Origin of the sequence: Oenococcus sp. (genome assembly GCF_047725585.1) — a bacterium.
GTDB classification, from domain to species: Bacteria; Bacillota; Bacilli; order Lactobacillales; family Lactobacillaceae; genus Oenococcus; species Oenococcus kitaharae_A.
The window spans coordinates 99198-122217 of the sequence record NZ_JBDNNF010000002.1 but is presented as its reverse complement, the minus strand read 5'-3'; the positions used below and the strand labels follow the sequence as shown (position 1 = coordinate 122217).

General features: G+C 42.9%; 24 protein-coding genes, 1 tRNA gene and 1 pseudogene. 3 read left to right on the top strand and 23 right to left on the bottom strand.

Translation table 11 applies throughout. From position 1 onward, the window contains the following. Window positions 1-9 precede the first annotated feature (9 nt). From ABF487_RS03035 to ABF487_RS03025, 3 genes and pseudogenes are all read right to left on the bottom strand, one after another. Window positions 10-255: pseudogene (locus tag ABF487_RS03035) on the bottom strand (HIT family protein); the annotation flags it as partial. A 79-nt stretch (window positions 256-334) separates the two neighbouring features. After that, a complete protein-coding gene (locus tag ABF487_RS03030) occupies window positions 335-565 on the bottom strand; it encodes a glutaredoxin domain-containing protein (protein ID WP_415634445.1) in 231 nt (76 codons plus the stop codon). Window positions 566-712: 147 nt separating this feature from the next. Further along, window positions 713-783, bottom strand: a tRNA-Cys gene (locus ABF487_RS03025). Window positions 784-849: 66 nt separating this feature from the next. Here ABF487_RS03025 and ABF487_RS03020 point away from each other — a divergent pair. After that, entirely contained in the window at window positions 850-1674 is an 825-nt protein-coding gene (locus ABF487_RS03020) for an HAD-IIB family hydrolase (protein ID WP_415633122.1), read from the top strand. 34 nt (window positions 1675-1708) lie between these two features. On the opposite strand, the gene ABF487_RS03015 is transcribed toward ABF487_RS03020, so the two are convergent. The 7 genes from ABF487_RS03015 to typA all read right to left on the bottom strand — a co-directional run bounded on the left by ABF487_RS03015 (window position 1709) and on the right by typA (window position 11739). Beyond that, complete coding sequence (locus ABF487_RS03015) at window positions 1709-4099, bottom strand: glycoside hydrolase family 31 protein (protein WP_415634444.1); 2391 nt, start codon at window positions 4097-4099, stop codon at window positions 1709-1711. A 37-nt stretch (window positions 4100-4136) separates the two neighbouring features. Further along, complete coding sequence (locus ABF487_RS03010) at window positions 4137-4841, bottom strand: DUF624 domain-containing protein (RefSeq protein WP_415625057.1); 705 nt, start codon at window positions 4839-4841, stop codon at window positions 4137-4139. Window positions 4842-4861: 20 nt separating this feature from the next. Then, window positions 4862-5743 (bottom strand): carbohydrate ABC transporter permease, encoded by an 882-nt coding sequence (locus ABF487_RS03005; protein WP_415625056.1) that lies wholly within the window; start codon window positions 5741-5743, stop codon window positions 4862-4864. Window positions 5744-5759: 16 nt separating this feature from the next. Next, window positions 5760-6659 carry an ABC transporter permease gene (locus ABF487_RS03000; protein ID WP_415634443.1) on the bottom strand — a complete coding sequence of 300 codons (900 nt, stop codon included), beginning with the start codon at window positions 6657-6659 and terminating at the stop codon, window positions 5760-5762. A gap of 81 nt (window positions 6660-6740) precedes the next feature. After that, window positions 6741-8390: an ABC transporter substrate-binding protein gene (locus ABF487_RS02995; RefSeq protein WP_263778672.1), complete on the bottom strand. Its 1650-nt coding sequence runs from the start codon at window positions 8388-8390 to the stop codon at window positions 6741-6743. A 307-nt stretch (window positions 8391-8697) separates the two neighbouring features. After that, window positions 8698-9744 carry a LacI family DNA-binding transcriptional regulator gene (locus ABF487_RS02990; RefSeq protein ID WP_263778670.1) on the bottom strand — a complete coding sequence of 349 codons (1047 nt, stop codon included), beginning with the start codon at window positions 9742-9744 and terminating at the stop codon, window positions 8698-8700. A gap of 159 nt (window positions 9745-9903) precedes the next feature. Then, window positions 9904-11739 (bottom strand): translational GTPase TypA, encoded by a 1836-nt coding sequence (gene typA / locus ABF487_RS02985; protein WP_263778669.1) that lies wholly within the window; start codon window positions 11737-11739, stop codon window positions 9904-9906. Between the two features lie 108 nt (window positions 11740-11847). On the opposite strand from typA, the gene def reads away from it, so the two are divergent. Continuing rightward, window positions 11848-12405, top strand: coding sequence for a peptide deformylase (def, locus tag ABF487_RS02980; protein ID WP_415634606.1), 558 nt, complete (start codon window positions 11848-11850; stop codon window positions 12403-12405). A gap of 27 nt (window positions 12406-12432) precedes the next feature. On the opposite strand, the gene ABF487_RS02975 is transcribed toward def, so the two are convergent. From ABF487_RS02975 to ABF487_RS02935, 9 genes are all read right to left on the bottom strand, one after another. Continuing rightward, on the bottom strand, window positions 12433-13515 hold the full coding sequence (locus ABF487_RS02975; RefSeq protein WP_415634442.1) for a LysM peptidoglycan-binding domain-containing protein: 1083 nt from the start codon (window positions 13513-13515) through the stop codon (window positions 12433-12435). 234 nt (window positions 13516-13749) lie between these two features. Then, complete coding sequence (locus ABF487_RS02970; protein WP_415634441.1) at window positions 13750-13935, bottom strand: 2-hydroxymuconate tautomerase; 186 nt, start codon at window positions 13933-13935, stop codon at window positions 13750-13752. Continuing rightward, on the bottom strand, window positions 13916-14842 hold the full coding sequence (locus ABF487_RS02965) for a YitT family protein (RefSeq protein WP_263778667.1): 927 nt from the start codon (window positions 14840-14842) through the stop codon (window positions 13916-13918). The genes ABF487_RS02970 and ABF487_RS02965 overlap by 20 nt, the downstream gene beginning before the upstream one ends. A 46-nt stretch (window positions 14843-14888) precedes the next feature. Further along, a complete protein-coding gene (rplS, locus tag ABF487_RS02960) occupies window positions 14889-15275 on the bottom strand; it encodes a 50S ribosomal protein L19 (RefSeq protein WP_263778666.1) in 387 nt (128 codons plus the stop codon). 98 nt (window positions 15276-15373) lie between these two features. Beyond that, complete coding sequence (gene trmD / locus ABF487_RS02955) at window positions 15374-16123, bottom strand: tRNA (guanosine(37)-N1)-methyltransferase TrmD (protein WP_415634440.1); 750 nt, start codon at window positions 16121-16123, stop codon at window positions 15374-15376. After that, window positions 16113-16616, bottom strand: a complete 504-nt coding sequence (gene rimM, locus ABF487_RS02950) for a ribosome maturation factor RimM (RefSeq protein ID WP_415634439.1) — start codon at window positions 16614-16616, stop codon at window positions 16113-16115. Before rimM ends, trmD begins: the two co-directional genes overlap by 11 nt. Continuing rightward, entirely contained in the window at window positions 16585-17118 is a 534-nt protein-coding gene (locus ABF487_RS02945; protein WP_415634438.1) for a methylated-DNA--[protein]-cysteine S-methyltransferase, read from the bottom strand. The genes rimM and ABF487_RS02945 overlap by 32 nt, the downstream gene beginning before the upstream one ends. Before the next feature lie 45 nt (window positions 17119-17163). Continuing rightward, window positions 17164-17451, bottom strand: coding sequence for a 30S ribosomal protein S16 (gene rpsP / locus ABF487_RS02940; RefSeq protein WP_007746800.1), 288 nt, complete (start codon window positions 17449-17451; stop codon window positions 17164-17166). Between the two features lie 81 nt (window positions 17452-17532). Beyond that, a complete protein-coding gene (locus ABF487_RS02935; protein ID WP_415634437.1) occupies window positions 17533-18393 on the bottom strand; it encodes a DUF3114 domain-containing protein in 861 nt (286 codons plus the stop codon). 31 nt (window positions 18394-18424) lie between these two features. Between ABF487_RS02935 and ABF487_RS02930 the strand changes: the two genes are divergently transcribed. Then, the gene (locus ABF487_RS02930; protein WP_415634436.1) at window positions 18425-19075 is read left to right on the top strand and encodes a prepilin peptidase; all 651 of its coding nucleotides are present in this window, start codon (window positions 18425-18427) and stop codon (window positions 19073-19075) included. Here the strand turns inward: ABF487_RS02930 and ABF487_RS02925 are convergent. From ABF487_RS02925 to tuf, 4 genes are all read right to left on the bottom strand, one after another. Beyond that, window positions 19072-19467 (bottom strand): DNA polymerase III subunit alpha, encoded by a 396-nt coding sequence (locus ABF487_RS02925; RefSeq protein ID WP_415634435.1) that lies wholly within the window; start codon window positions 19465-19467, stop codon window positions 19072-19074. The genes ABF487_RS02930 and ABF487_RS02925 overlap by 4 nt on opposite strands. Continuing rightward, complete coding sequence (locus ABF487_RS02920; RefSeq protein WP_415634434.1) at window positions 19445-20740, bottom strand: Y-family DNA polymerase; 1296 nt, start codon at window positions 20738-20740, stop codon at window positions 19445-19447. The genes ABF487_RS02925 and ABF487_RS02920 overlap by 23 nt, the downstream gene beginning before the upstream one ends. 61 nt (window positions 20741-20801) lie before the next feature. Next, window positions 20802-21635: an XRE family transcriptional regulator gene (locus ABF487_RS02915; RefSeq protein ID WP_263778657.1), complete on the bottom strand. Its 834-nt coding sequence runs from the start codon at window positions 21633-21635 to the stop codon at window positions 20802-20804. A 180-nt stretch (window positions 21636-21815) separates the two neighbouring features. After that, window positions 21816-23006 carry an elongation factor Tu gene (gene tuf, locus ABF487_RS02910; protein ID WP_007746813.1) on the bottom strand — a complete coding sequence of 397 codons (1191 nt, stop codon included), beginning with the start codon at window positions 23004-23006 and terminating at the stop codon, window positions 21816-21818. Between the last annotated feature and the right edge of the window lie 14 nt (window positions 23007-23020).

The following is a 23020-nucleotide window of genomic DNA, read 5'->3' as shown; positions in this document are numbered from 1 at the left end:
TTTCAAAGCTGCGGCAAAAGCCTGAGAAACCGCCTCACTCACCAGGCTCATCTCGTGAAGAAACAAATCTTCATAGGCCCGTGGCAGAAAGTGCAGCTCTGTTTGGTGCTCTTTGTATAGAAATAAGGTGTAGCCCCTGAAAAATTGATGATCGCCAAGGACAACATATCCCGTCTTCAATTCAGCGACAAAATAAGGATTTGTGCCCTCTTTGATCATGTCGATTCGGCGGCAAATTTCACAATTATCTGTCATGGCTGCTCCTTTGAATATAACAATATCATAAGCAGATCTGGGCCGAATCTAATCGAACGCTGCCATAAAAACGCGGAAATTATGATTCGAGCAGCTTTGCCAGTTTATCAGGTCTAAATCCAGACCAGCTTTCACCAGCAGCAACCACATATGGCGTCTGTTTGATGCCAAGAGATCGTAACCATGCCAACTGTTTGGCATTCGACGGATCGCTGATATTAATTGAATCAAAAGGGATATCGCGTTCCTGCAGCCAGCGCATCGTGGCATGGCACTGCGGGCAATTGTCTTTAATATAGATCGTCAACATGATTTTTATCCACTACTCTCAATATACAGATATTGAGAGTAGATTGTCGACCCAGTTCGATGTGAAATCCAATTATTCGAAACCTTCAAAGAGTATAAAAAAGCGCTATATCAGCACTCACAGAAAATGCAAATATAACAGTCAGAAAGGTGGTAACGGGAATCGGACCCGTGATAACGGTTTTGCAGACCGTCGCCTTACCGCTTGGCTATACCACCAAAAAGTCACCTTTAAAATCATAGCAAAAAGGACAGGTAAATGTTTTTAAACTTTATAATTTAAGTATGGACACGATTAAGCTATTCGCAAGTGATCTCGACGGTACCTTTGTGACCGACAAAAAGACCTTCGATACGAAATATTTCAAGAACACGATCGAACAATTAGCAGCAAACCAACAATTCTTTGTTGCTTCATCAGGACGGTCCTATAACGGAATCGCGATGATTTTCAAAAGCTACATTAAAAAGTATAACATCAGCTTGGTCTCACAGAACGGTGCTTCTGTTTTTGCGGACGGCCGCAACATTTTTCGTTCCGACATTGACCCAGACATTTTAGAAAAAATTTATGCAGCCATTCCCGAACTCAGCGTCAAACCGGACAGAATCATCTTCGAGGGCGATGATACAACCTACGCACCAGATTATCAAAAACAGGCCAATCTGGACAAAATCAGTTTCTACAATCCAAAAATGAGAACTATTCACCGTTTTTCAGAAATTAACGAACCTATCGAAAAGATCGCGATTTTTTGGCATGATAGCGATCAAAAACTCATGGCTGAAGAACTGATCGCGAAAATCAAAGTTCAAGGTGTCCGTGCCACCTCCTCGGGATATGGTTCTATCGACATTATCAATCGCGGCATTTCCAAAGCGATCGGCCTGCAGAAACTCGGCTCCTACTTGGGCCTGCATCATGACCAAATGGCCGCCTTCGGGGATGGCGAAAATGATCTGGAAATGCTTTACTATGTGGCTCATCCCTATGTCATGCCCAATGCTCCGGACTTCATCAAAAAAGAGTTTGCAGGCGACCAAATTGCCTTGGCCGACAATAACCACGATGGCGTCTTAAAAACAATCAACCAAATCATTGCAAAATAAAACCACGATCGCAGATAGAATCGTGGTTTTATTTTTAAGCCAAATGCAAACTCACTTCACGAGCTCTACTTGGAACAGTCACAGTAACGGCCCCTTCTGATTGTGCCATATCACCAGTTTGGCCATCAATCTTCAAGTCCATCACCTGTTTTGCATGAATGACGAATTGGAAATGATCATATTGCTGAGCATATTGAGCTGTCGGCTCGCTAATTTGAATCGTTAACTGATCTCCCTTTCTGGTTTGACGAAAATTATACAGATTATAGACACCGTCACGATAATCAAAACTTTCGCCGTCGTCACGATAATGTTCATAAAGGCTTTGCCCATCACTGGTCAAAGGGTAAATATCTAGAGTTAGTTCTGTAATTTGTTTCTCGCCAACATAATTCTGTACAGGGTACAAAGGTATCGTACTTCCCTCTTTGACGTAAATCGGGCAAGTGTCCAAAGGTGCTTGTTTGACAATGTACTGGCCGCCTTGAAAGACTTCCTGTGTCCAATAATCAATCCAGCGATTCCCTTTAGGCAGATAAACGGTCCGCGCCTTTTGCCCTTGTGCCACGACCGGTGCGACAAGCAGATTAGAGCCGCTCATAAATTCATCATTAATTTCGTAAACAGCTTCATCATCTTGATAATCCAGCAGTAAAGGCCGAATCATTGCCAAACCGCTGCTTTCTTCGGCATGCATAATATCGTAAAAATAAGGCAGCAAACGGTAACGTAATCTAATGTATTTGCGATTGATTGACTCAGTCTGCGGATCAAAAGCCCAAGGTTCCTGATCTCGTGTAAAGACGCTGGAATGGTTCCGGAAAAGTGCCGTGAAAGCGCCTACCTGCACCCAGCGCGACAAAAGTTCGGCCGTCGCATCAAAACCAAATCCACCGACATCCGTGCCGCTAAAGGCCAAACCGCTCAAACCTAAATTCATCAGCATTGGCAGCGACATGCGCAAATGCTCCCATAAACTTTGATTATCGCCGGTCCAAACAGTCGAGTATTTCTGCGTACCAGCATAGGCTGCCCGCGTAATCACGAAAGGCCGTTTATTCGTAGCCGCTTTAATCCCTTCGTAGGTCGCTTTTGACATATAGTGCCCATAAACATTGTGAATTTCTCGATGATCCGTTAAACGGCCATCATTATTGAATTGCACATCATCTGGTAAAGGTCCGTTAAAACTGGCTGGTTCGTTCATATCATTCCACACACCGGCCACACCGTGATCGACGAGAATTTTTTGATTCTCGGCCCACCATTTGCGAACCGGCTGATTAGCAAAATCCGGATATAAAGCATCCCCAGGCCAGACACGGTTTACATAAGGCAAACCGTCTTTATCAGTTGCAAAGTAATGATTTTTAACACCTTGATCGTAAATGGCATAACCCTGATCCTTTTTAACGCCAGGGTCGATGATCGTGACCACTTTAAAACCCTTATCTTTCAATCTTTTCAACATCTGTTCGTGATCAGGAAACTTTTTGTCATCCCAAGTGAAGACACGATAGCCGTCCATGTAATCTATATCCAGATATAAGACATCGCAAGGAATGCCCTTTTCCCGAAAATCGTCAGCGATCTCTTCTAAGCGCTTTTCCGGTGCATAAGACCATCGTGATTGCTGATAACCCAGTGTCCATAGCTGCGGCAGCGGCGTCCGGCCAGTTAAAAAGGTGTAACCGCCGACCACTTCTTTGGCTGAAGGACCATAAATAAAGTAGTAGTCGAGATTACCATCAACAGCGCTAAAAGAATAGTACTGACTATTTTCCTTGCCAAAGTCAAAAAATGTTTTATAGCTATTATCAAAGAAAATGCCATAAGCCGTCTTTTTTGTCAAAGCAATGAAAAAGGGAATCGATTTGTACAAACTCTCAAAGCTCTCAACATGGGGTTCTGGATTGTCCGTATTCCACATTTTATAGTGGTAGCCGCGTTTATTCAGATGTCCAGTCTTATCGCCAAGTCCGTAAAAATAGCTGTCAGGCTGCAATTGTTTTAGAACACGAATTTTCTGTGCTGCTTGTTCGGCTTCAAATTTGTGTCCTTCCTCAGCTGCGATATCCAGATCATTTCCGGTACCGCGACGGACAAAAGGCCGATCCTCGCCACGATAATCGGCACAAAGCAGGTTGCCGGTTAAGTCATAAATATCGACAATAAAATTATCGGCAACCACGGCTTTTAATTGACTTGTATAGACAAGCACTTGGCCGCCTGCAAAATCTGTCTTGATTTCACCTGGGGCCGGCTGTAAATTCTCGATGGCTTTAGATGGGCGCCGTTCTGAAGAAATTGGCGAGAAAAAATTGATAATTGATGGCGTAACCACCGTGACAGTCGCCTGGCCGTGTTCAAATTCAATTGAAACGACATTGTCTTTCACTTCGTAATACTTAATTTTTCCAAACATAAATCTGAGATAATCCTTTCAATTGAATTTTGTGAAACTATTTTGTTTGTATCTGTTGTGTGTCGTCAGCCCGTTTACTAATTTCTTTATCCAGACTTTTTTTGAAATAATGCGTAACTAAAAGCACACAGCTGCCAGGAAAGAGGATTGGCAGCAGCGGCGGAAAAGTCACCCATAGCAGAAAGGCAGTCCCTGCAACATCAATCATCATGAGAAGGCTATTAACAGGATGAGCCACCAGCATAAAAAAACTGTTAGCAGCATAAGCCCGATAGGATAACTGCTGATCCACAAGAAAACTGTAGAGGATCATAAAGAAAAAAGGCAGTAGAACCAGCAGCACAATGAAAATAACAGCTAGAAAAGCGAAGAACCGCGCATAATATCTCGCAGAAACATAGAAGATAATCAGCAAGCTCAAATTAATAAGACCAAAAATCAGGCTTTTCAAGTAATCGCGGCGGTAATAGAATAGCTCCGTTTTCCAGGATGGCAAATGATGGCCATCCTTAAAATATCTTCTAGCTAAAGCGAGTGTCGTGACAGTTGCAGGGATCGCTGATATGGGCATGAAAAGCAGGCCGCTAGCAACAGCCGTTTGCACCATAGCGCTATTTTTAGCCGTGAAAATCATGACCGCCAACAAGGCATAGGGAAAATTCAGCAGCCACCATACAGCCGATAAAAATAAAATCGGTGAGACAATATTAATAATTGTTTTACTCAATTTAACCCAATTCATTTATTTCCTCGCCTCAAAAATCAACCCTTGACTGATCCAATAACCAGTCCAGTCGTGAAGTATTTCTGCAAAAACGGATAAACAGCCAAAACCGGCAGAATTGAGACCACAATTTTCGCCGCATTCAAAGTCTTGTCTGAAACAGAAGCCAAAGCTTTCAATTGCGATGGATCGGTAATTTTGGTCATGTCAACATTTAATTGCTGAATATAAGTCTGCAAAGGATAATTTGCAGGATTGTTCATGTAAAGCAACCCGCTGAAGTAGTCATTCCAGTGGCCCACGATAGCAAAGAGGCCAATCGTCGCTAAGGCCGGTACGGAAATGGGCAGATATATTTTGAACAGGATTGTGAGTTTAGAAGCGCCATCCATCATAGCGGCCTCTTCCAAAGATTCCGGTACGCTTTTAAAGAAGTTCATCAGCAAAATCACATCGAAAATCGGCACAGCGCCAGGCAGGATTAATGCCCAAATCGTGTTCATTAGTCCCAAGCCTTTAACAACTAAGAACAGTGGAATCATACCTCCGGAGAAGAGCATCGTGAAAATCAGAATGTTCATATAAATATTGCGGGCTGCAAACTGTTTGGTCGTTTTCGATAAAGGATAGGCCATCAAGACACTGAGAATTAAATTCAGCGAAGTACCAATGACGACTCTTTCTATAGAAATGAGAAAGGAGCGCCAGAATTGTCCGTCTTCGAGCAGAAGGCTATAAGAATTCAAATTAAAATGAACTGGCAATAAGCCAACTTGATTCGCCGATGCCGCTGAACTATTACTAAATGAAATAGACACCATGTTCATCATTGGGACGAAGCATAATGCGGTCATGGCGAGCAGAAGCAGCCAAATAATGATATAAGATAAACGACTGCCGAATGATTTTGATCTAATCATATTTTATGCACCTCCCTTAAAAAATCCGCATGTTGGCAAATTTGATTGATAATTTATTCGCCGAAATCAATAGTACAAACGATACGACAGATTTCATCAAACCAATAGCCGTAGCAAAACTGTATTGTTGTCCTAACAGGCCGACACGATAAACATAAGTATCAATCACATCACCAGTTTCATAAACAATCGGATTGTACAAGGCATAAATCTGATCAAAACCAGCGTTTAAAATATTGCCTAAATTCAAAGCTGAGATCAGCATTATTGTCGGCAAAATCCCCGGTAGTGTCACATGCAGCAGCTGTTTGAAACGATTAGCACCGTCCATCGCCGAAGCCTCATAAAGGCCCGGATCAATACCGGTCAACGCTGCTAGATAAACAATGGCACCATAACCGAAATTCTTCCACACATCTGTCCCGATCATGATTTTTCTAAACCAGTGATTGCTGGCCAAAAACATAATTGGGTGCATACCAAGACCAGTTAAGAAGTTATTGATTGGTCCTGTGTAATCAAAAACGTTTATTACAATCGCAGCCACAACTGCCCAAGAGAGAAAATTGGGTAAATAAACAATCGTCTGCATTGTTTTTTTTGCCCACTTCAGCCTGATCTCGTTCAGAAGCAAAGCGAATATAATTGGCACAATCGTACCAAAAATAATTTTTCCTAAGGCAATAATGACCGTGTTTCGCAGAATGTTCCAGCTATCCGGAATTTGCAGCATATACTGAAAGTTTGCCAGCCCAACCCATTTAGAACCAAAAATTCCTTGGGCTGGCACATAATTTTCGAAGGCCATGACAATTCCCAGCATGGGAACAAAGCTGAAAATGACGAGAAATATCATCCCCGGTGCCATCATAAAGTGATAAGCTAATTGGCCAGTGCGGCCTTTATTTTTATGCATTCAAATTCCCTCTTTAATAAACTTTTTAAAATATGGATGCGGCTTGTACCGCATCCATATTAAGATCTAGAATTATCAATTCTATTTAACTGCTTGTGAAACTTCTTTTGTAATCTGAGTACCGCCTTGCTGATGCCATTGCCGAACAAAAGTTTTAAAATAACTAACAGGTTTTTGCCCAGTCACAATTTGCAGAAAGGCTTCGTCTTCCAATTTCTGAAGATTAGACCACTTCAGCTGCATACTCTTGGTCTGCCCGAAATAAAGGGAATCCACATTCTTGACCTTAGTTGTAGCCATTAGCTTAGCGCCAAGCATCCTAGACCAATAACTGCTTTTTGCATTCACAGGTGCATTTTTCGGATCTTTTAAATAAGTCTTAATAGCGTTATATGATGTTGTATCGTCCAAAGTCAGTGTTTTGGGATCTTTTTTGCCATCAACCGTTGCCTGCAAGTTTTTATACATTTGTGCGGTAGCATTGTCGAAATTTACCAAAACATTGATTGGTTTGCCGCCATCATAGCCACCCTGAACAAAGTCGACAACCGGCTTGTAATTTTTATCTTTACGAACAAGCCTGTCACTAAGAGCACTTACAATTTTCGGCAAAATTTCTGGGTGCGCATAACCCTTTTTAACAACATAAAACTCTGAATCCGGATCCTGTGTATAAGCACTAATCTTGCCATTACCTGTCTTAGAAATAATATATGGTTTCCAATCCGCTTTTGGATCCTTTTGCAGGGCACTATTGATTGGATAATCGCCAGACCACCAAGGACCAAAGAAAGCACCGGCTTTGCCGCTGATAATTAGAGATTCAATACTGTCTCGTACAGCCATCTGCGGATCGATCAAGCCTTTCTGGTACCAGCTAGCCAGCTTAGCCAATCCTTGTTTCGTTTGATTAGTCGTGGACCCATAGACCACTTTGCCATTCTGTTTAATCCACTGACGCGGATAAGAATTGTAAATGGAGAAAAGACTGTCAGCTACAAAAAGTCCGCCATATTCGCCACCAACTGATTTTGAAAGAGCCAAACCAATCGTGTTGCCTTTGCCATTATTGCCGGGATCTCTTTGAACAAAAGCCTGCAGAACTTGCTGGAGTTGGTCAACAGTTTTCGGTGCCTTTAGGCCAAGCTTATCCAGCCAGTCCTGACGAATCCAAAGCATAGTTGGGACATTGGCATTCTGAGTGGACGGCATTGCCATCAGTTTGCCATTAAAAGTCGCTTCCTTCAGTGCGCGGCCATGATAGGAGTTGTACATCGCTTTGATGTATGGCGTCGTACTGCTCTTATAGACACTCGATAAATCCTGAATCTCATTGTTGGCAACCAATTCTCTTAAAGTATTCAAGTCGACTGACATAATATCAGGCAGATCACTAGAGGCAACGGCCATTGAAACTTTTTGATTATAAGAATCACCAGTTTCAGCCTCAAATGAATCTTTATTCTGAATATTCAAAAGCTGCTTCAGATATTTTGTATAAGCATTTTTTTCATAAGTCGACCCTTTCGGGAGTTTTGGGATTCCCGGAGTTGACTTGCCGATTGTATATGTAATCGTTTTTTTGTATTTGCCAAACGGTTTTAACTGTTGTTTCGTTGCAGCCGCTGCTTGCAAATTGCCAGTAAAAGGATTCGGCAAGCCCACCAAGCCAACGGTGCTGCTAGCCAGCATAATGCCCGCTGCAATACCTGCAATTATTTTTTTCTTCATAAATTGTTCCTCCTCATTTTTCTCTCTGGGAAAAATGATCTTACCAATCTAAATCGCTTCATAAATCTGACTTTCATCTCTGATATCGGCATTAGGACCAACGACCTAGTCGGTTCAGATCAAATAACAGTAGTCCAACACCTTTCCCCATCACCCTCTCTCGTAATTGTGAGCTAGGTGTCACGTAACACCTAAACGACAAATACATACTACCATAAAAGTAAAGCGCTTACAATATCAAAACAGAGAATAAAAAAAACACCCCTGAGTGTGTTTGAACCTGTTCCTTGAATTGCAATTTAAAAAATCATGGCAGAACTTCGGATGGTTTTGCCGTACTGCCCTGGACAATTAATTCCGTATTCAAGAGAATGTTAATTTTTCGTCCAACGTGTTTGCTCTGAATTCTTTCGACCAGATAGTCGACTGCCAGTACTGCTTTTTGATTCACATTTTGACCGATTGTTGTCAATTTAGGCCGAATTTGTTCCGAAAAAATATTGTGGTCAAAACCTGTAATTGAAAAATCTCTGGGAACCTTGATACCGTTATCATAAAAGACATTGATCGCATCAACAGCCAGAAAATCCGAAGTAAAGACTAAAGCTGTATACTGTTTTAATTGATTGCGGCTGATTTCTCTCAAAAAAGCGTGACGTTTGTCCGCACGATAATCCAAAGCAAAAAAATCTTTTCGTTGGAAACTGATGCCGGTTTCGGATAAAGCCTGCTTAAAACCTAAGAAACGTTTTTCATCCACGCCAATTAAATGGTCGCCGTCGGCAAAGAAAGCAATTTTGCGATGCCCAAGACTGATCAGATATTTTGTAATGTCATACCCGCCTTGAAAATCCTGCAGCCCGACATTGATAAAATCGTCATTCATATATGATTCATCAACATAAGTGTCAATGAAGGCCAAAGGTCTTTGCTGCTGCTGAATGAATTTTTTGGCATCATCCGGAAGAGAACCCAAAATAATCAGCCCTTCAATGTCCCAAGCAGTTGCCAAACGGAGACTTTCAGTGACGCTGCCTGAGGTATAAAGCATCATGAAGTAACCTTGCTTACGAATTTCTTCTTCAAGAAAACCAATAATTTGATCGTAAAAGGGATCAGAGACGATATTGACTTCGGCGCGTCGATCAAAATTCAAAATGACAGCAATAATTTTAGAGCCGTGGTGTCCTAATAGACGGGCGCCCATATTTGAAATATAATTCGTGTCCTTTAAAGCTGAACTGATTTTTTTGTAATTTTCAGCCGAAACCTTCCCCTTGTGGCCATGAATGACATTGGAAACTGTCGTTGGGCTTAAGTTAACAAGTTTAGCTATTTCCTTTATTGTTACCATCTATCTCATCGCTCCTGCTTCATTGAAAAATTCGTTTTCGAATATATAAAAAACAATAATGGATATTATTATTTTAGAAGAACAATGTTACAGGGACGATACTAAAAAGACAAAATAAAAGCCTTGAAGACAGCTAGTATCCTCAAGGCTTTATACCGCTTAGTTGCCCTTATGACGGCCAACTTTTTCACGTTCGTTAGTCTGCAGAATAATCTTGCGCAGACGCGTATGCTCAGGCGTTACTTCGACCAATTCATCATCATTCAAAAATTCAATTGATTCTTCCAAAGTTAGATGCGTTGGTGTCTTAATAATCGCAGTCTGATCCTTAGTTGAAGAACGGACGTTACTTTGTGCTTTCATTCGTGTGATATTGACAGAAATATCATTTTCACGCGAATTAGAACCAACAATCATGCCCTCATAAACTTCGGTACCAGGGTCAACAAAGACAGTACCACGATCCTCAATCTGCATGATCGCATAAGTCGTTACAGTCCCCTGGCTGATTGCAACTAGTGTGCCATTGCGACGTCCAGGATTCCATCCAGTGATCACTGGCCGGTAATCCAAGAATGTATGGTTATAAATACCGTATCCACGTGTTGAACTCAAAAATTCGTTAGAATAACCAATCAAACCGCGAGACGGTGCAACGAAGTGCAAACGTGTCTGGCCGTTACCTTGAGGTTCCATATTCAGCATCTCGCCTTTTCTTTCAGACAAAGCTTGAATGATGGCACCGGAGTATTCCTCTGGCGTATCAATCTGAACATCTTCAAAAGGTTCGCAGCGCTGGCCATTGATTTCGCGATAGATAACTTTTGGACGGCCGGCCTGCAGCTCAAAGCCTTCACGGCGCAAGGTCTCAATCAGAATTGACAGATGCAGTTCGCCTCGGCCAGAGACAGTCCAAATACCTGGCATATCAGTATCGTCCACACGCAGTGAAACATCAGTGTGAAGTTCCTGCTTGAGACGGTCTTCTAACTGGCGGGCAGTCACAAACTTACCCTCTTTGCCTGCAAAAGGCGAATCGTTCGTGCGGAAGGTCATCTGCAGTGTTGGCGGGTCAATTCTCAGTGGCGGCAAAGCCTCAGGATGATCAGCCGCTGAAACAGTTTCACCAACATTAATTTCTTCCATGCCGGAAACGGCGATCAAATCACCTGCTTCAGCTTGATTGATATCAATTCGTTTGAGTCCCAAAAAACCCATTAACCGTGTCACGCGGAAATTCTTCCGAGACCCATCCAGTTTCATAACGGTGACATTATCACCAACTTTGATCTTGCCGCGAACAACACGGCCGATGCCAATACGGCCGACAAATTCGTTATAGTCCAGCATAGCCACTTGGAACAACAAGGATTCATCAGAATTATCTACCGGCGCCGGAATTGTCTTGAATACCGTGTCGAAAATCGGCTTCATTGTATGTTCCTGCTTGCTGACATCCGGTGAAAAGCTGCTCGTGCCATTCATTGCCGATGCGTAAATAACTGGGAATTCCAGCATTGAATCATCTGCACCAAGTTCGATAAAGAGATCCAGCACTTCGTCAACAACTTCCAAAGGACGGGCACCAGGGCGGTCAACTTTATTGATGATAACAATCGGAGTCAGGTGCTGTTCAAAAGCTTTTTTCAGCACAAAACGCGTCTGAGGCATCGTACCTTCAAAAGCGTCCACGACCAAAAGAACCCCATCAACCATGGTCATGATTCGTTCAACTTCACCACCAAAATCCGCATGTCCGGGCGTATCAACGATATTAATCTGCTTATCGCCGACTTTGATTGCAGTCGTCTTTGACAAAATCGTAATGCCGCGTTCCTTTTCAATTGGATTTGTATCCATTGCCCGATCAGCGATCTGAGTATGAGAGTCAAACGTATCCGACTGCTTGAGCATCTCATTAACTAAGGTCGTCTTACCGTGATCGACATGGGCAATAATTGCAATATTTCTGATATTTTCTCTTGTTTTTACCATTCGCAATCCTTTACAAACAAAAAGCCGCTTATGCAGCCACTGACATACTATGATACACGATAATTGGACGATTGGCTAGTCTGGTATACAATTGAAAATATGATATTAATGGAAGATATTGTACGTGATGGAAATCCGATATTACGCGCACAGGCAGCCCCCGTAACGTTTCCGCTAGATCCTCAAGTCAAGGAACTCGGACATCGGATGCTTGAGTTTTTAGAGGTTTCCCAAGATAAAGAAGAAAATGAAAAATACCATCTGAGGCCAGGTGTCGGACTTGCCGGCCCGCAAGTCGATAAATCCTTGCAAATGACAGCCTTGCTGATCCCCGCCTTAAATCCAGAAGAAGACCCGGCTCCTTACTTTAAGGGAATCGTCTTCAACCCGCAAATTACGCGAGAATCAGTAAAAAGAGCCGCTCTAGAAGCCGGAGAAGGATGTCTATCCAAAGATGAGGATACACCTGGAATAGTGCTGAGAGCTGATAAAATTACTGTAGAATACGATGATGAAAACGGTCAGCACCACTCAATCAGATTAAAAGATTATCCGGCGATTGTGTTCCAACACGAGATTGATCATCTGCGCGGTATCATGTATTACGATCACATCAACAATTTGGATCCTTGGACAGTCGCTGAAGATGTTGTCTTGATAAAATAAAAAGACCTGACGGTCTTTTTTTAATACTTATTTGATAACTGTACCTGCAAAACTCGGCATGAAATATCTTGAAATTGTCTCAACTTCAACGTTGCGGCCAGGAACCGGTGCAGCCACATATTGGTTATTCCCAATATAAATGGCAACATGGTAAGTAGCACCAGCATTTCCCCAGAATAAGAGATCGCCAGGTTTAGCTGCTGACACAGCATGTTTGGACACGTAACCCTCTTGTGAAACAGTATATGGCGTCATCGAAATGCCGGCAGCATGCTGGAAAACATAGGAAACCAAGCCGGAGCAGTCAAATCCAGCTGTCGTGTGGCCTCCCCAAACATAAGGAATACCTTGTCTTGACAACTGCAGAGCCAGATTAATAATCGCTGTTACAGTACCGCTTTGAGCAGAAACGCCCAATTTTGCCGGTGCAGCAGGTTTAACCGGCGCTGCACTTGCCGGTGTGCTGGCTGCAGCACTTGCAGCCGCTGCCGAAGAAGCATCGTAGGCACTTGCTGCAGCTGTCGCAGCTGCCTGACTGGCAGCAACTGATGAATTATAGGCACTTTGTGCAGATGACGCAGCAGCAGAACTAGCTGCTGCCGGTGCGCTGCTGACAGGTGCAGCCTGGCTATCTGCGGACAGCTTAATCTGGAGCACTTGCCCTATTGTGATCAGGCTCTTGCCACCATTTGACTGAAGCAGATCATTTACCTGTGCACCTGTATTCTGTGCAATCTGCCAAAGTGAATCACCGGCTTTAACCGTATAACTAATAGTCTTTGCAGATCCGCTGTTAGCCGCTGGCGCCGTTGCAACAGGGGCGCTGGATGATGCTGCGACTGCCTGCTGAGCTGGTGTAGCAGCGGCTGAAGATGCCTGATCAGGGATGTCGAGTGTTTGGCCGGCAACAATCAAATTTGGATTAACAATATTATTGCGGCTGGCCAATTCACTGACGCTTAAGCCGCTTTTTTGCGAGAGAGACCAGAGTGAATCACCGGCTTTAACCGTATACATTTTAGCCTGGGCAGCAACAACTGCTGTACCAGTAACGCTCAATGCAGAAATAGCTGTGAGCAATGCTTTGGATTTTAAAGAAGCTTTTTTCATTTTCTACCTCGTATGCTTCAAATTCTAGTCGCTTACGAGCCTCTTTGGGTTGCAGAGGTATTACAAAAAATTTTGTTTCCTTTTCAAACAAGTGTTTGGATTGAGTGGAAATTAATCGCGTTTTTTACGAACGTATGGTTGAAAAAAACTTTCTTGTAACATACAATTTTAGTTTTTATTTAAAAAAAGTGCCTATCCGGCACGAACAAGCACTTTTTTAATGTTACATAATTGTTACATTTCTGATTTAAGAACACCACCGACTGCGATATGATCTTTGCTGGACTCACGTACGACAATGTTGACCGCATCAGCTGATGCATTGGCGTCATTGACCATCACTTCCGTAATATCTTTAACAACCTTCTTAATCTGCTCAGCAGAACGCCCTTCCAGCATATCAATTTGAATGTATGGCATCTTCGTCCACCTTTCTGTTTTTAATATCTGCCTGTCTGTCCGCATCCAGCCAAAGGCCGCTGACAGATATTGTACTAAGAATATCAATAAAAGCATGCGGATCTATTTCTCGCACGATATTCTCCATATCATATAACTCTACGCGGTTAATTACCATCATCAGCGTCGATGACTGATGATGCGAAAAAGCACCAACCGATGGGAGTATCGTAATGCCGCGTACCAGCTCTTTTTGCAAGGTTTTCGTCAGTATATCGGCTTTTTCAGTGACAATCAAGGCTGTGAGCTTGCGCTGGCCGGTATAAATCGCATCAATCACCTGCCCGCTGGCAAAAATTCCGATTAACGTATACAAAGCATTCGGCCAACCGATAAACATGCCTGCAATCAGCACAATTGCCGCGTTAATCGTATTGCTGATCACACCCACAGAGCGCCCGGTCTTTTTCTGGACAATCATAGCAATAATGTCCATGCCGCCGGTAGAAAAACCAAAACGCATCGATAATCCCGTAGCCATACCGACCAAGACGCCGGAAAATAATGAAGCTAGCAAACTGTTTTTGGCAACATCAATCACAGGCACATACAAAATCAGCAAAGATGTGAAAATAGAGTTGGCCGTACTGAGAATTGTAAAACGCGATCCGACTAGTTTCCAACCAATCACGCCGATAACCAAGCTGCTAACCAGTAAGAAAATTCCTGTATTAATCTGATAGGCAAATAAACGCCGGCTGGCTAAGGAAAGCAGCTGCGAAATACCATTGAAACCGCCCGTAAAAATATGGCTGGGCGTCAAAAACATATTCATTGCAATCACTTCTAAAAAAGCTGTAAACACGAGAATCAGCAGTTGTAAAAATAGCTGAGGAATTTTATTTTGAATTCTTCTAATCTTTGTCATCAATTTTCCCGATAAAAAAAGAGCTCTTCTGAGCCCCTTTCCAATATTACTTTGCTGCAGTCTTCTTGGCAGTGCCCTTAAAATTAAGGTTTTCCTTAATACGAGCTGCCTTACCGCGAAGTGCCCGCAAATAATACAACTTAGCACGACGGACATGACCGCGGCGAGTAACCTCGATCTTATCAACACGGGGTGAGTTCAGCGGGAAGGTACGCTCCACACCAACACCGGAAGAAACTTTTCTAACGGTATAGCTGGCCGTGATACCAAATCCCTTGCGCTTAACGACAACGCCTTCAAACAATTGGACACGTTCGCGTTCGCCTTCGACAATACGGGCATAAACCTTAACATTGTCCCCAGGACGAAAGTCTGGAATGTCGGTACGCAACTGTGACTGCGTCAGCTTTTCTAATAATTGGTTCTGTTTCATTTTATACTCCCAACGAAAACATTGATATTAAATACCTTGGCACAACAGCGCAATGTTAGTAATTGGCAAAAAATAGCCAAGTTGTATTGTATCAGTTTTCATCGCTTGGAATCAAGAGATTCCTCGTATTTTATATCATCTAGAAAGTCGCGTTCTTCATTAGTCAGCTGTTTATGTACTAATAGGTCTGGCCGGCGCAGGTAAGTCCGCCGCAAAGATTCTTTTAAACGCCAACGCCGGATTTTCTCATGGTCGCCGCTGATTAAGACATCCGGTACTTTCATGCCCTGAAAATCAGCTGGACGTGTATATTGGGGCTCCTCTAGTAAACCGTTTTGAAAACTATCGTCTGCCGCCGAATCAGCGTTGCCCAAAACATCGTCCAAAAAACGTACCGTTGCGTCAATAATCACCATGGTCGGCAGCTCGCCACCGGTCAAGACATAATCTCCTAGACTAATTTCTTCATCAACCAACTGGCGGATACGATTGTCATAGCCTTCATAATGGCCGGAAATAAAGGTCAGGTGCTCGTATTTGGACAAACGCTGAGCTGTCTGATGGTCAAAACGCTTGCCTGCCGGATCAACTAAAATCACGTGCCCGCGGTCGCCTTGGTTATCAGCTTCAATGGCAGACATGGCAGAAAAAATAGGCTGCGGTGTTAGGAGCATCCCCGCACCACCGCCATAGACCAGATCGTCGACGTGCTTCTGCTTATTTAATGTATAGTCACGAAAATTCGTGACTTTAAAATCGATAATCCCTTTTTCCAGTGCCTTGCCGATCATCGATTGACGCAGCGAGTCAAACATTTCCGGAAACAAGCTCAGTACATCAATCTTCATCTAAGCCCTCCAGCAAGTCGATTATGACTTGTTTGGCATCCAGATCTACTTTTTTCACGACTTGATCAATGTAGGGAATGAGAATTTCTCTGCCATTAGCTTTTTTAACCGTCCAAACATCGTTAGCGCCAGTATGAAAGCTGTCAACAATTCGGCCAACAAGGCGGCCATTTTCATCCACTGCTTTCAGACCGAGAATTTGAGACACTAAAAATTCGCCGGGTAATGTTTTTGGCTGAGAGATTGATTCGTCGACAAAAATATCCTCCCCTTTATACTGCTCGACCAAATTAATATCTTCGTATCCGACAAACGTCACAAGCCAGAATTGCTGGAAAGGCCGGCTGAATAAAACAGTTAATTCTTTATCAGCCACAAATAATTTGGCCTTTTTAGCAAAACGCTGATCGGGAAAATCTGTGACAACATCGACCTTCAATTCACCCTTGATGCCATGTGTATTAATAATTTTTCCGACTCGCAGTTTGGCCAACTCGTTCCTCCAATTCCAATAATGCTCGTTTAATGATGACACCGTCCCGATACTGCCCCAATTCTCCAGACTGGTGAACAATCCGATGACAGCCAATCACGACTTCGACAGGATTTTTGCCAACGGCACTCGCTACTGCCCGCACTGCTTTTGCTTGTCCAGCCCTATCTGCTAGGTCGCTATAACTAGTTCTGTGTGTGACCGTCTGCAAAGCTGTCAGTACTTGCCGGCTGAAATCGCTCAAAGACAAAAAATCCCAGTCAATCGACAAATCTACTTGCGTTTGACGACCGGCAAAGTAAGCTGAAAACTGCCGATCGGCTGCAATATTTTTTTGTGGTGATGGAATACCGGCTTTAGTGAACCGTTTCCGAAAAGCATCCACAGCATCAGCTTGAAAAGTCGTGAAAATCAACCCTTTATCAGTGTAAAAATAACTGAATGACCAGTCTTGAAAAGGTAGTGACGCATAATAAATTTGTGGCTGGGCTTGCATTTTCATCTCTATTAAATCATACAAAAAATCCCGCCTGAATGGCGGAATTTCTCACTTAGCAGCTTTTTTAGCCGCTAATTTTGCCTCATGAACCTTCTTCATAAGACCAGCATTAGACAAGAAACTGCGAACAGTATCAGTCGGCTGAGCGCCCTTCATAAGCCAAGCGAAGATTTCATCTTCATTCAACTTAATTTCAGCAGGTGTAACGATTGGGTTATAGTAGCCGACTTCTTCGATAAAACGGCCATCACGGCGGGCACGGGAATCAGCGACAACAACACGGTAGAAGGGACGCTTCTTAGTTCCCATTAAATGCAAACGGATTTTAACAGACATATTTTCTCCTAGTAATTAATTACTGAAATATCATAAACCATCGAAATAACCGTGTCAAGGTTAATGACTTGACAAATGAATTCAATTTTCGTGTACGCTGCGCGTGAATTTCTTAGCCAGTCGCGCACTTCTTGTCTTGATCGCTGGCCGCAGCAAACAGCCGCGTGAAAATTCTTTTAAATTCGGCGCACGATAAGTTTTCAAAAGTACTAAACGAAACTCCGGATCATAGTGTGAGACAGGTTCGATATCTAAATTGAAATGCCGGCTATGGTGATGGTTCCAAGCAGTAGTTTGATTAGCATGATAGTCATTGCCGTCAGCAAAATTAAAAGAAGCTCCATTAATAACCGCGCCTGGTTCCGGAGATAAGATAGTTAAAAAGCGCCCCTCCTCCGTTAAAATAAATTCTACATGAAAGTTGATGAGGATCTTGTAGTTAACCTTTTTTAGATAAAAACGCGTATGCCCGGCTAAATCTGGTCGCAATTCTTTTTCGTGCAAACGGGGGCTGCCAATAGACCAACGCTCCTTAGCAGCTGGGAAGGTCTTCAGATAATCGATGAGCTTTTGACGATCACTGGCTTGCCCTGACAGACTGCGAACGTAACTGACCAACCAGCTGTCGATCAAATACCTGAATTGATGCACACGTTGAGCCAAAACTTTTTCTGCCGAACTTAACTGCTGATCGAAAAGTCCTAAAGGAAAAGCTTGCTGAACTAAGTGCGCCAATTGCTGCCAAAAAGGGTCGGCTGGTGATAACTGACCATTAAAAAGTGCCTCCAAAGAAATCTGACGGATGTCACTCCCTCTTTGAAAAACACTGGCATCCAGCATTCGGCGTAAAACAATCTGAGCATCCTGGCTTTTTTCAAACTGCCAATCTTGGATAAAACGCGGATCGCCGATTTTTATGAAATTTGATGGTTGTTTTGTCATGAATTAATACCGAAATTCCGTAATAAGAAAAGTGCTGATACTTTTCTTTATTTTGGGTGCCTGTATGGCTTCTTTCATTATGTGCTTAGCGGATCGGATTAATCGGCAGATCAGCCTAAGGGGCTTTTCTGTTTGCGACAACTGCCAGCATCGTTTGGATTGCCTGTCGCTGACGCCGATCATCGGCTGGCTGATTTCAGCAGGACACTGTCGATATTGCCGCTGCAGCATTCCAACGCGCTACCCTATTTTCGAAGCTTGTTTTGGTATATTATTCATCGTATTTTCCGACCAGCTTGATTGGCTGATTTTAATTTGCCTGTGCTTATTTTTAAGCTGCGAAGATTTATACGATCGCCGAGCTCATGCCGCTATTCTATATCCAGTCATTATTTTCGAATTAGTCTGCCATTGGCAATTAGAAACAGTGGCCTCGCTGCTAGCCATCACGCTATTCTGCAGTTTTTTTATTTGTTATCGGCGATCTATGGGCAGCGGTGATCTCCCGGTTCTCTTAATCCTTTACCTAATGGTCGAGCCAATCACTTTTGCGGTCACGATTTTACTCGCCAGTCTATCTGCTATTGCTTGCTGCTGCTTGAAAAAAGTCCAAATACTGCCCTTAATCCCGTTTTTAAGTGCTGCAGCTATCATAGCTAAACTATTTGTATATAACAATTAGTTGATAATGCTGCAATTCCAGATGTCGTCATAAGCAACCACTTGTCCAGCGATCACAACGCCATCGTCGCCATATCCTTGTACGAAGCCCACAATCGTCTGAGCCGCATAATGATCCTTGTTTTCTTCGGCCAGCTGCACGCTGACCTCTTTTTCGTTAGCAAAAGCACTAAATAGATTAGCTGAAATCTTCTGGAAATCCATTTGTTTTTGTAAACGGCGTTTCTCGTTTGCCCGCCGGCTTTTAGCTTTTTTCTCGATCACGCGTGTATGATCGGATAAATAAAAGCCACCCCACTTCATCATGCCGCGATCGCGATAATTGCGGATAAACTGATCACGAATCCGAGGATCATAATTAGGATAAGGGTTACTCATAACTATTGCCGCCATTATGCCCGCCAACCAGTCCGGCCCGCTGGATGGCCGTACCGCCCGGCAAGGTCGACGATGCTTTGACTAGTTTTGTAAAGCCGAATTTCAAACGCAACGAGTCGACAGTTTTGTCTAAAATTCTCTCCTGCATCTGACGTTCCGGTGTTCTGAAAAAATCCAGCTGCTCGAAATTATCCGGCAGCAGATCGCCAAAATAAACCGAAATATTGCGTATCTGATCGCCTTTCCAATTCGCTCGAAACAAATCAATCACAGCATGATTGAGAATACGGCTTTCATTGGTCGGAATAATGCGCGTCTGCTTGGAAAAGCCACCATCTGTATATTCATTGCCAACCCAGAGATGTACCAACCTGGTCTGCATATGGTGTTTACGGATTCTTGCAGCTACCTGTTCAGAAATCTCTCTGAGTACGACCTCGATTTCCGAAGCCTTTGTATAATTTTTCGGCAAAACTTGCGAATTACCATACGATTTCTCTTTTGGGCGTGTCTTATCAGCAATCACGGCTCGGTCAATGCCCCAAGATAATAAATACAGCTGGCCACCAATGACGCCAAATTTATTGGTTAAATCATAGGGATCGTGATGTGCTAAATCCGCCAAAGAATGAATACCGATTCTTTCCAACTTTTTAGCCGTTCGGTCGCCAATGCTCCAGACCTTATTTAATTGATTAATCGGCCACAATTTATCCGGCACGGTCTCATAATGAATCTCCCCGACAAAAGTCGTGCTATGTTTGCCATAAATGTCCATCGCAATTTTAGCCTGTGTTAAATTATCGCCAATGCCGACCGTTGTATAAATGCCCGTCTTATCATGCACTTCTTTTTGAATGCGGCGGGCAACGTGCATGGGTGTATCACCGAATAAATGCCAAGATTGCGTCATATCCAAAAAACTTTCATCAATCGAGTAGATATGCAGATCCCGATTATCAACATATTCTCGATAAATGTCGTTAATTTGCGAATTAACATGGATATACAGATTCATACGCGGCGGCACCATTAACAGATTTTTAACGTCTTTAGGCAGATCCCGCAAACGACTGACATTAGACTTCAAGCCGTATAACTTTTTAGCCATTGGACTCGTGGCCAAAATCAGGCCGCCTCCGCCGACATTGGGCCCGGTAGAGACTACGATAATAGCGGCGCGTAAGGGGTTTAAATGGTATTCTTTAGCCTCCACGCTGGCATAAAAAGATTTACTGTCAATCGCAAAAATAACGCGGCGTTCTTCATTGTTAAAATAATTAGACATCTCCCTACTTAAAATGATACGAACACCTGTTCGTATGTCAAGAGATTAAAAAAAATCTCAATCATTTGTTCGTGGAAACAAACAATCGAGATTTTGATGACACATTTTGCAGCATACGGCCTAATTTCGGACTTGGCATAATTTCATAAAGACGCTGAGCAGCGATAATTGAGGCCGTTTTTTCTTTGTCCAGCATCCGCTCTCCAGCAATTTCAGCATCAATAATCAATAATTCTCCTAAGTGCCAGCTGGAATGCTCTGCATGCAGGATTTTAAAGGCCCGTCTTAAATATTTTTGTGCCTTCTCGGGGTTTTGATTCATTAAAGCATGTTCTGCTAAAGCTTGATACATACGTACATAGCCATGCATAGAACTGCTAGCCAGCTCATTGTTTCTGTCGTTTTTCGACAACAAAAATTCTTCAACATTTTGAAAACACACACTGGCTTTATAAAGATCATTTTTCTGCTGCCAAATTTGTGCCTTAATCGTATGAACTAAGGCGTGATATAAAGGATCTTTATCTTTGTCGGGAATTTGCATCAGCTGATCACACCAAAAAGAGGCATCCTCAATTTGACCGCTATGGAAGTAGGCTGAAGCCTTCAGATAAAGCAGCCGCTGCTTATCTTTGGGAAACACGAAATCATTCTTATTAACCTTTTCCAGGCCATCAAACACACGACGATAATGTTCGTTATCCAATTCTTTTTGCAAATTATTCAAAGCCGAAGATGCTGGATTTATTGACATCACATCTTCAAGCGATAGATGGAGGCGATTCATAATCTCCTCTAAAATCCTCATACAAGGCAACGCGCCAAAGCATTCCAAAGAACTAATCGTTCCCTGAGACGCGATCCCATCCGCAAGCTGCATCTGGCTGAGTTGCATCTCTTTTCTCCTCTGCCTAAATATTTCTCCGTTAATACTGACCATAAATTATTCTTTCCTAACGACAAACTTAATTTATATGATCGTAACAAGGATTAAAAATATAGTCAAGCGTTGAACAATAATTAAATAAGTTAATAAAAAAATCGCTCTGCATAAGCAAAACGATTTTCAAATTACTTAGTCATCAATTTCAGAAACAGTGCCGGCACCAACAGTATGGCCACCTTCACGGATAGTGAACTTCAAACCTTTTTCAATTGCGACAGGCTTCATCAATTCAACAGTAAATGTTACATGATCGCCAGGCATAACCATTTCAACGCCTTCAGGCAATTCTACGACACCAGTAACATCAGTCGTATGGAAGTAGAACTGAGGACGATAGTTAGTGAAGAATGGCGTATGACGGCCACCTTCTTCCTTAGTCAAGATATAAACTTCACCCTTGAACTTCTTGTGGGTCTGAATCGAACCAGGCTTTGCCAAAACTTGGCCACGTTCGATATCATCGCGGTTGATACCACGAAGCAAAGCACCGATGTTATCACCGGCTTCACCAAGATCCAAAGTCTTACGGAACATTTCAACACCCGTAACAACAGTGTTCTTAACTTGATCTCTTAAGCCAACAATTTCAACAGTATCATTGATCTTAACAGTACCACGGTCGATACGGCCAGAAGCAACAGTACCACGACCAGTGATTGTGAAGACATCTTCGACAGGCATCAAGAATGGCTTATCGATATCACGAACTGGTGTTGGGATATATTCATCGATAACATCCATCAAGTGCAGAATAACTTTTTCCTGTTCAGGATCGCCTTGAAGAGCCTTCAAAGCAGAACCACGGATAACAGGAATATCGTCACCAGGGAAATCATATTCAGACAAAAGTTCACGAACTTCCATCTCAACAAGATCAATTAATTCTGGGTCATCAACAAGGTCAGTCTTGTTCAAGAAGACAACGATGTAGTTAACACCAACTTGACGGGCAAGCAGAATATGCTCACGAGTCTGTGGCATAGGACCATCAGTAGCAGCAACAACAAGGATAGCTCCATCCATTTGTGCAGCACCAGTGATCATATTTTTAACATAGTCAGCGTGGCCAGGCGCATCGATATGTGCATAGTGACGCTTTTCAGTTTCGTATTCAACGTGGGCAGTATTGATCGTGATTCCACGTTCACGCTCTTCAGGAGCGGCATCAATTGAGGCATAGTCTTGGGCTTGCGCAAGGCCCTTTTCAGACAATACCTTAGTGATAGCTGCAGTTAAAGTGGTTTTACCGTGATCGACATGACCGATAGTACCAATGTTAACATGCGGCTTAGTTCTTTCGTAATGTTCCTTTTCAGCCAATTTGGTTTCCTCCA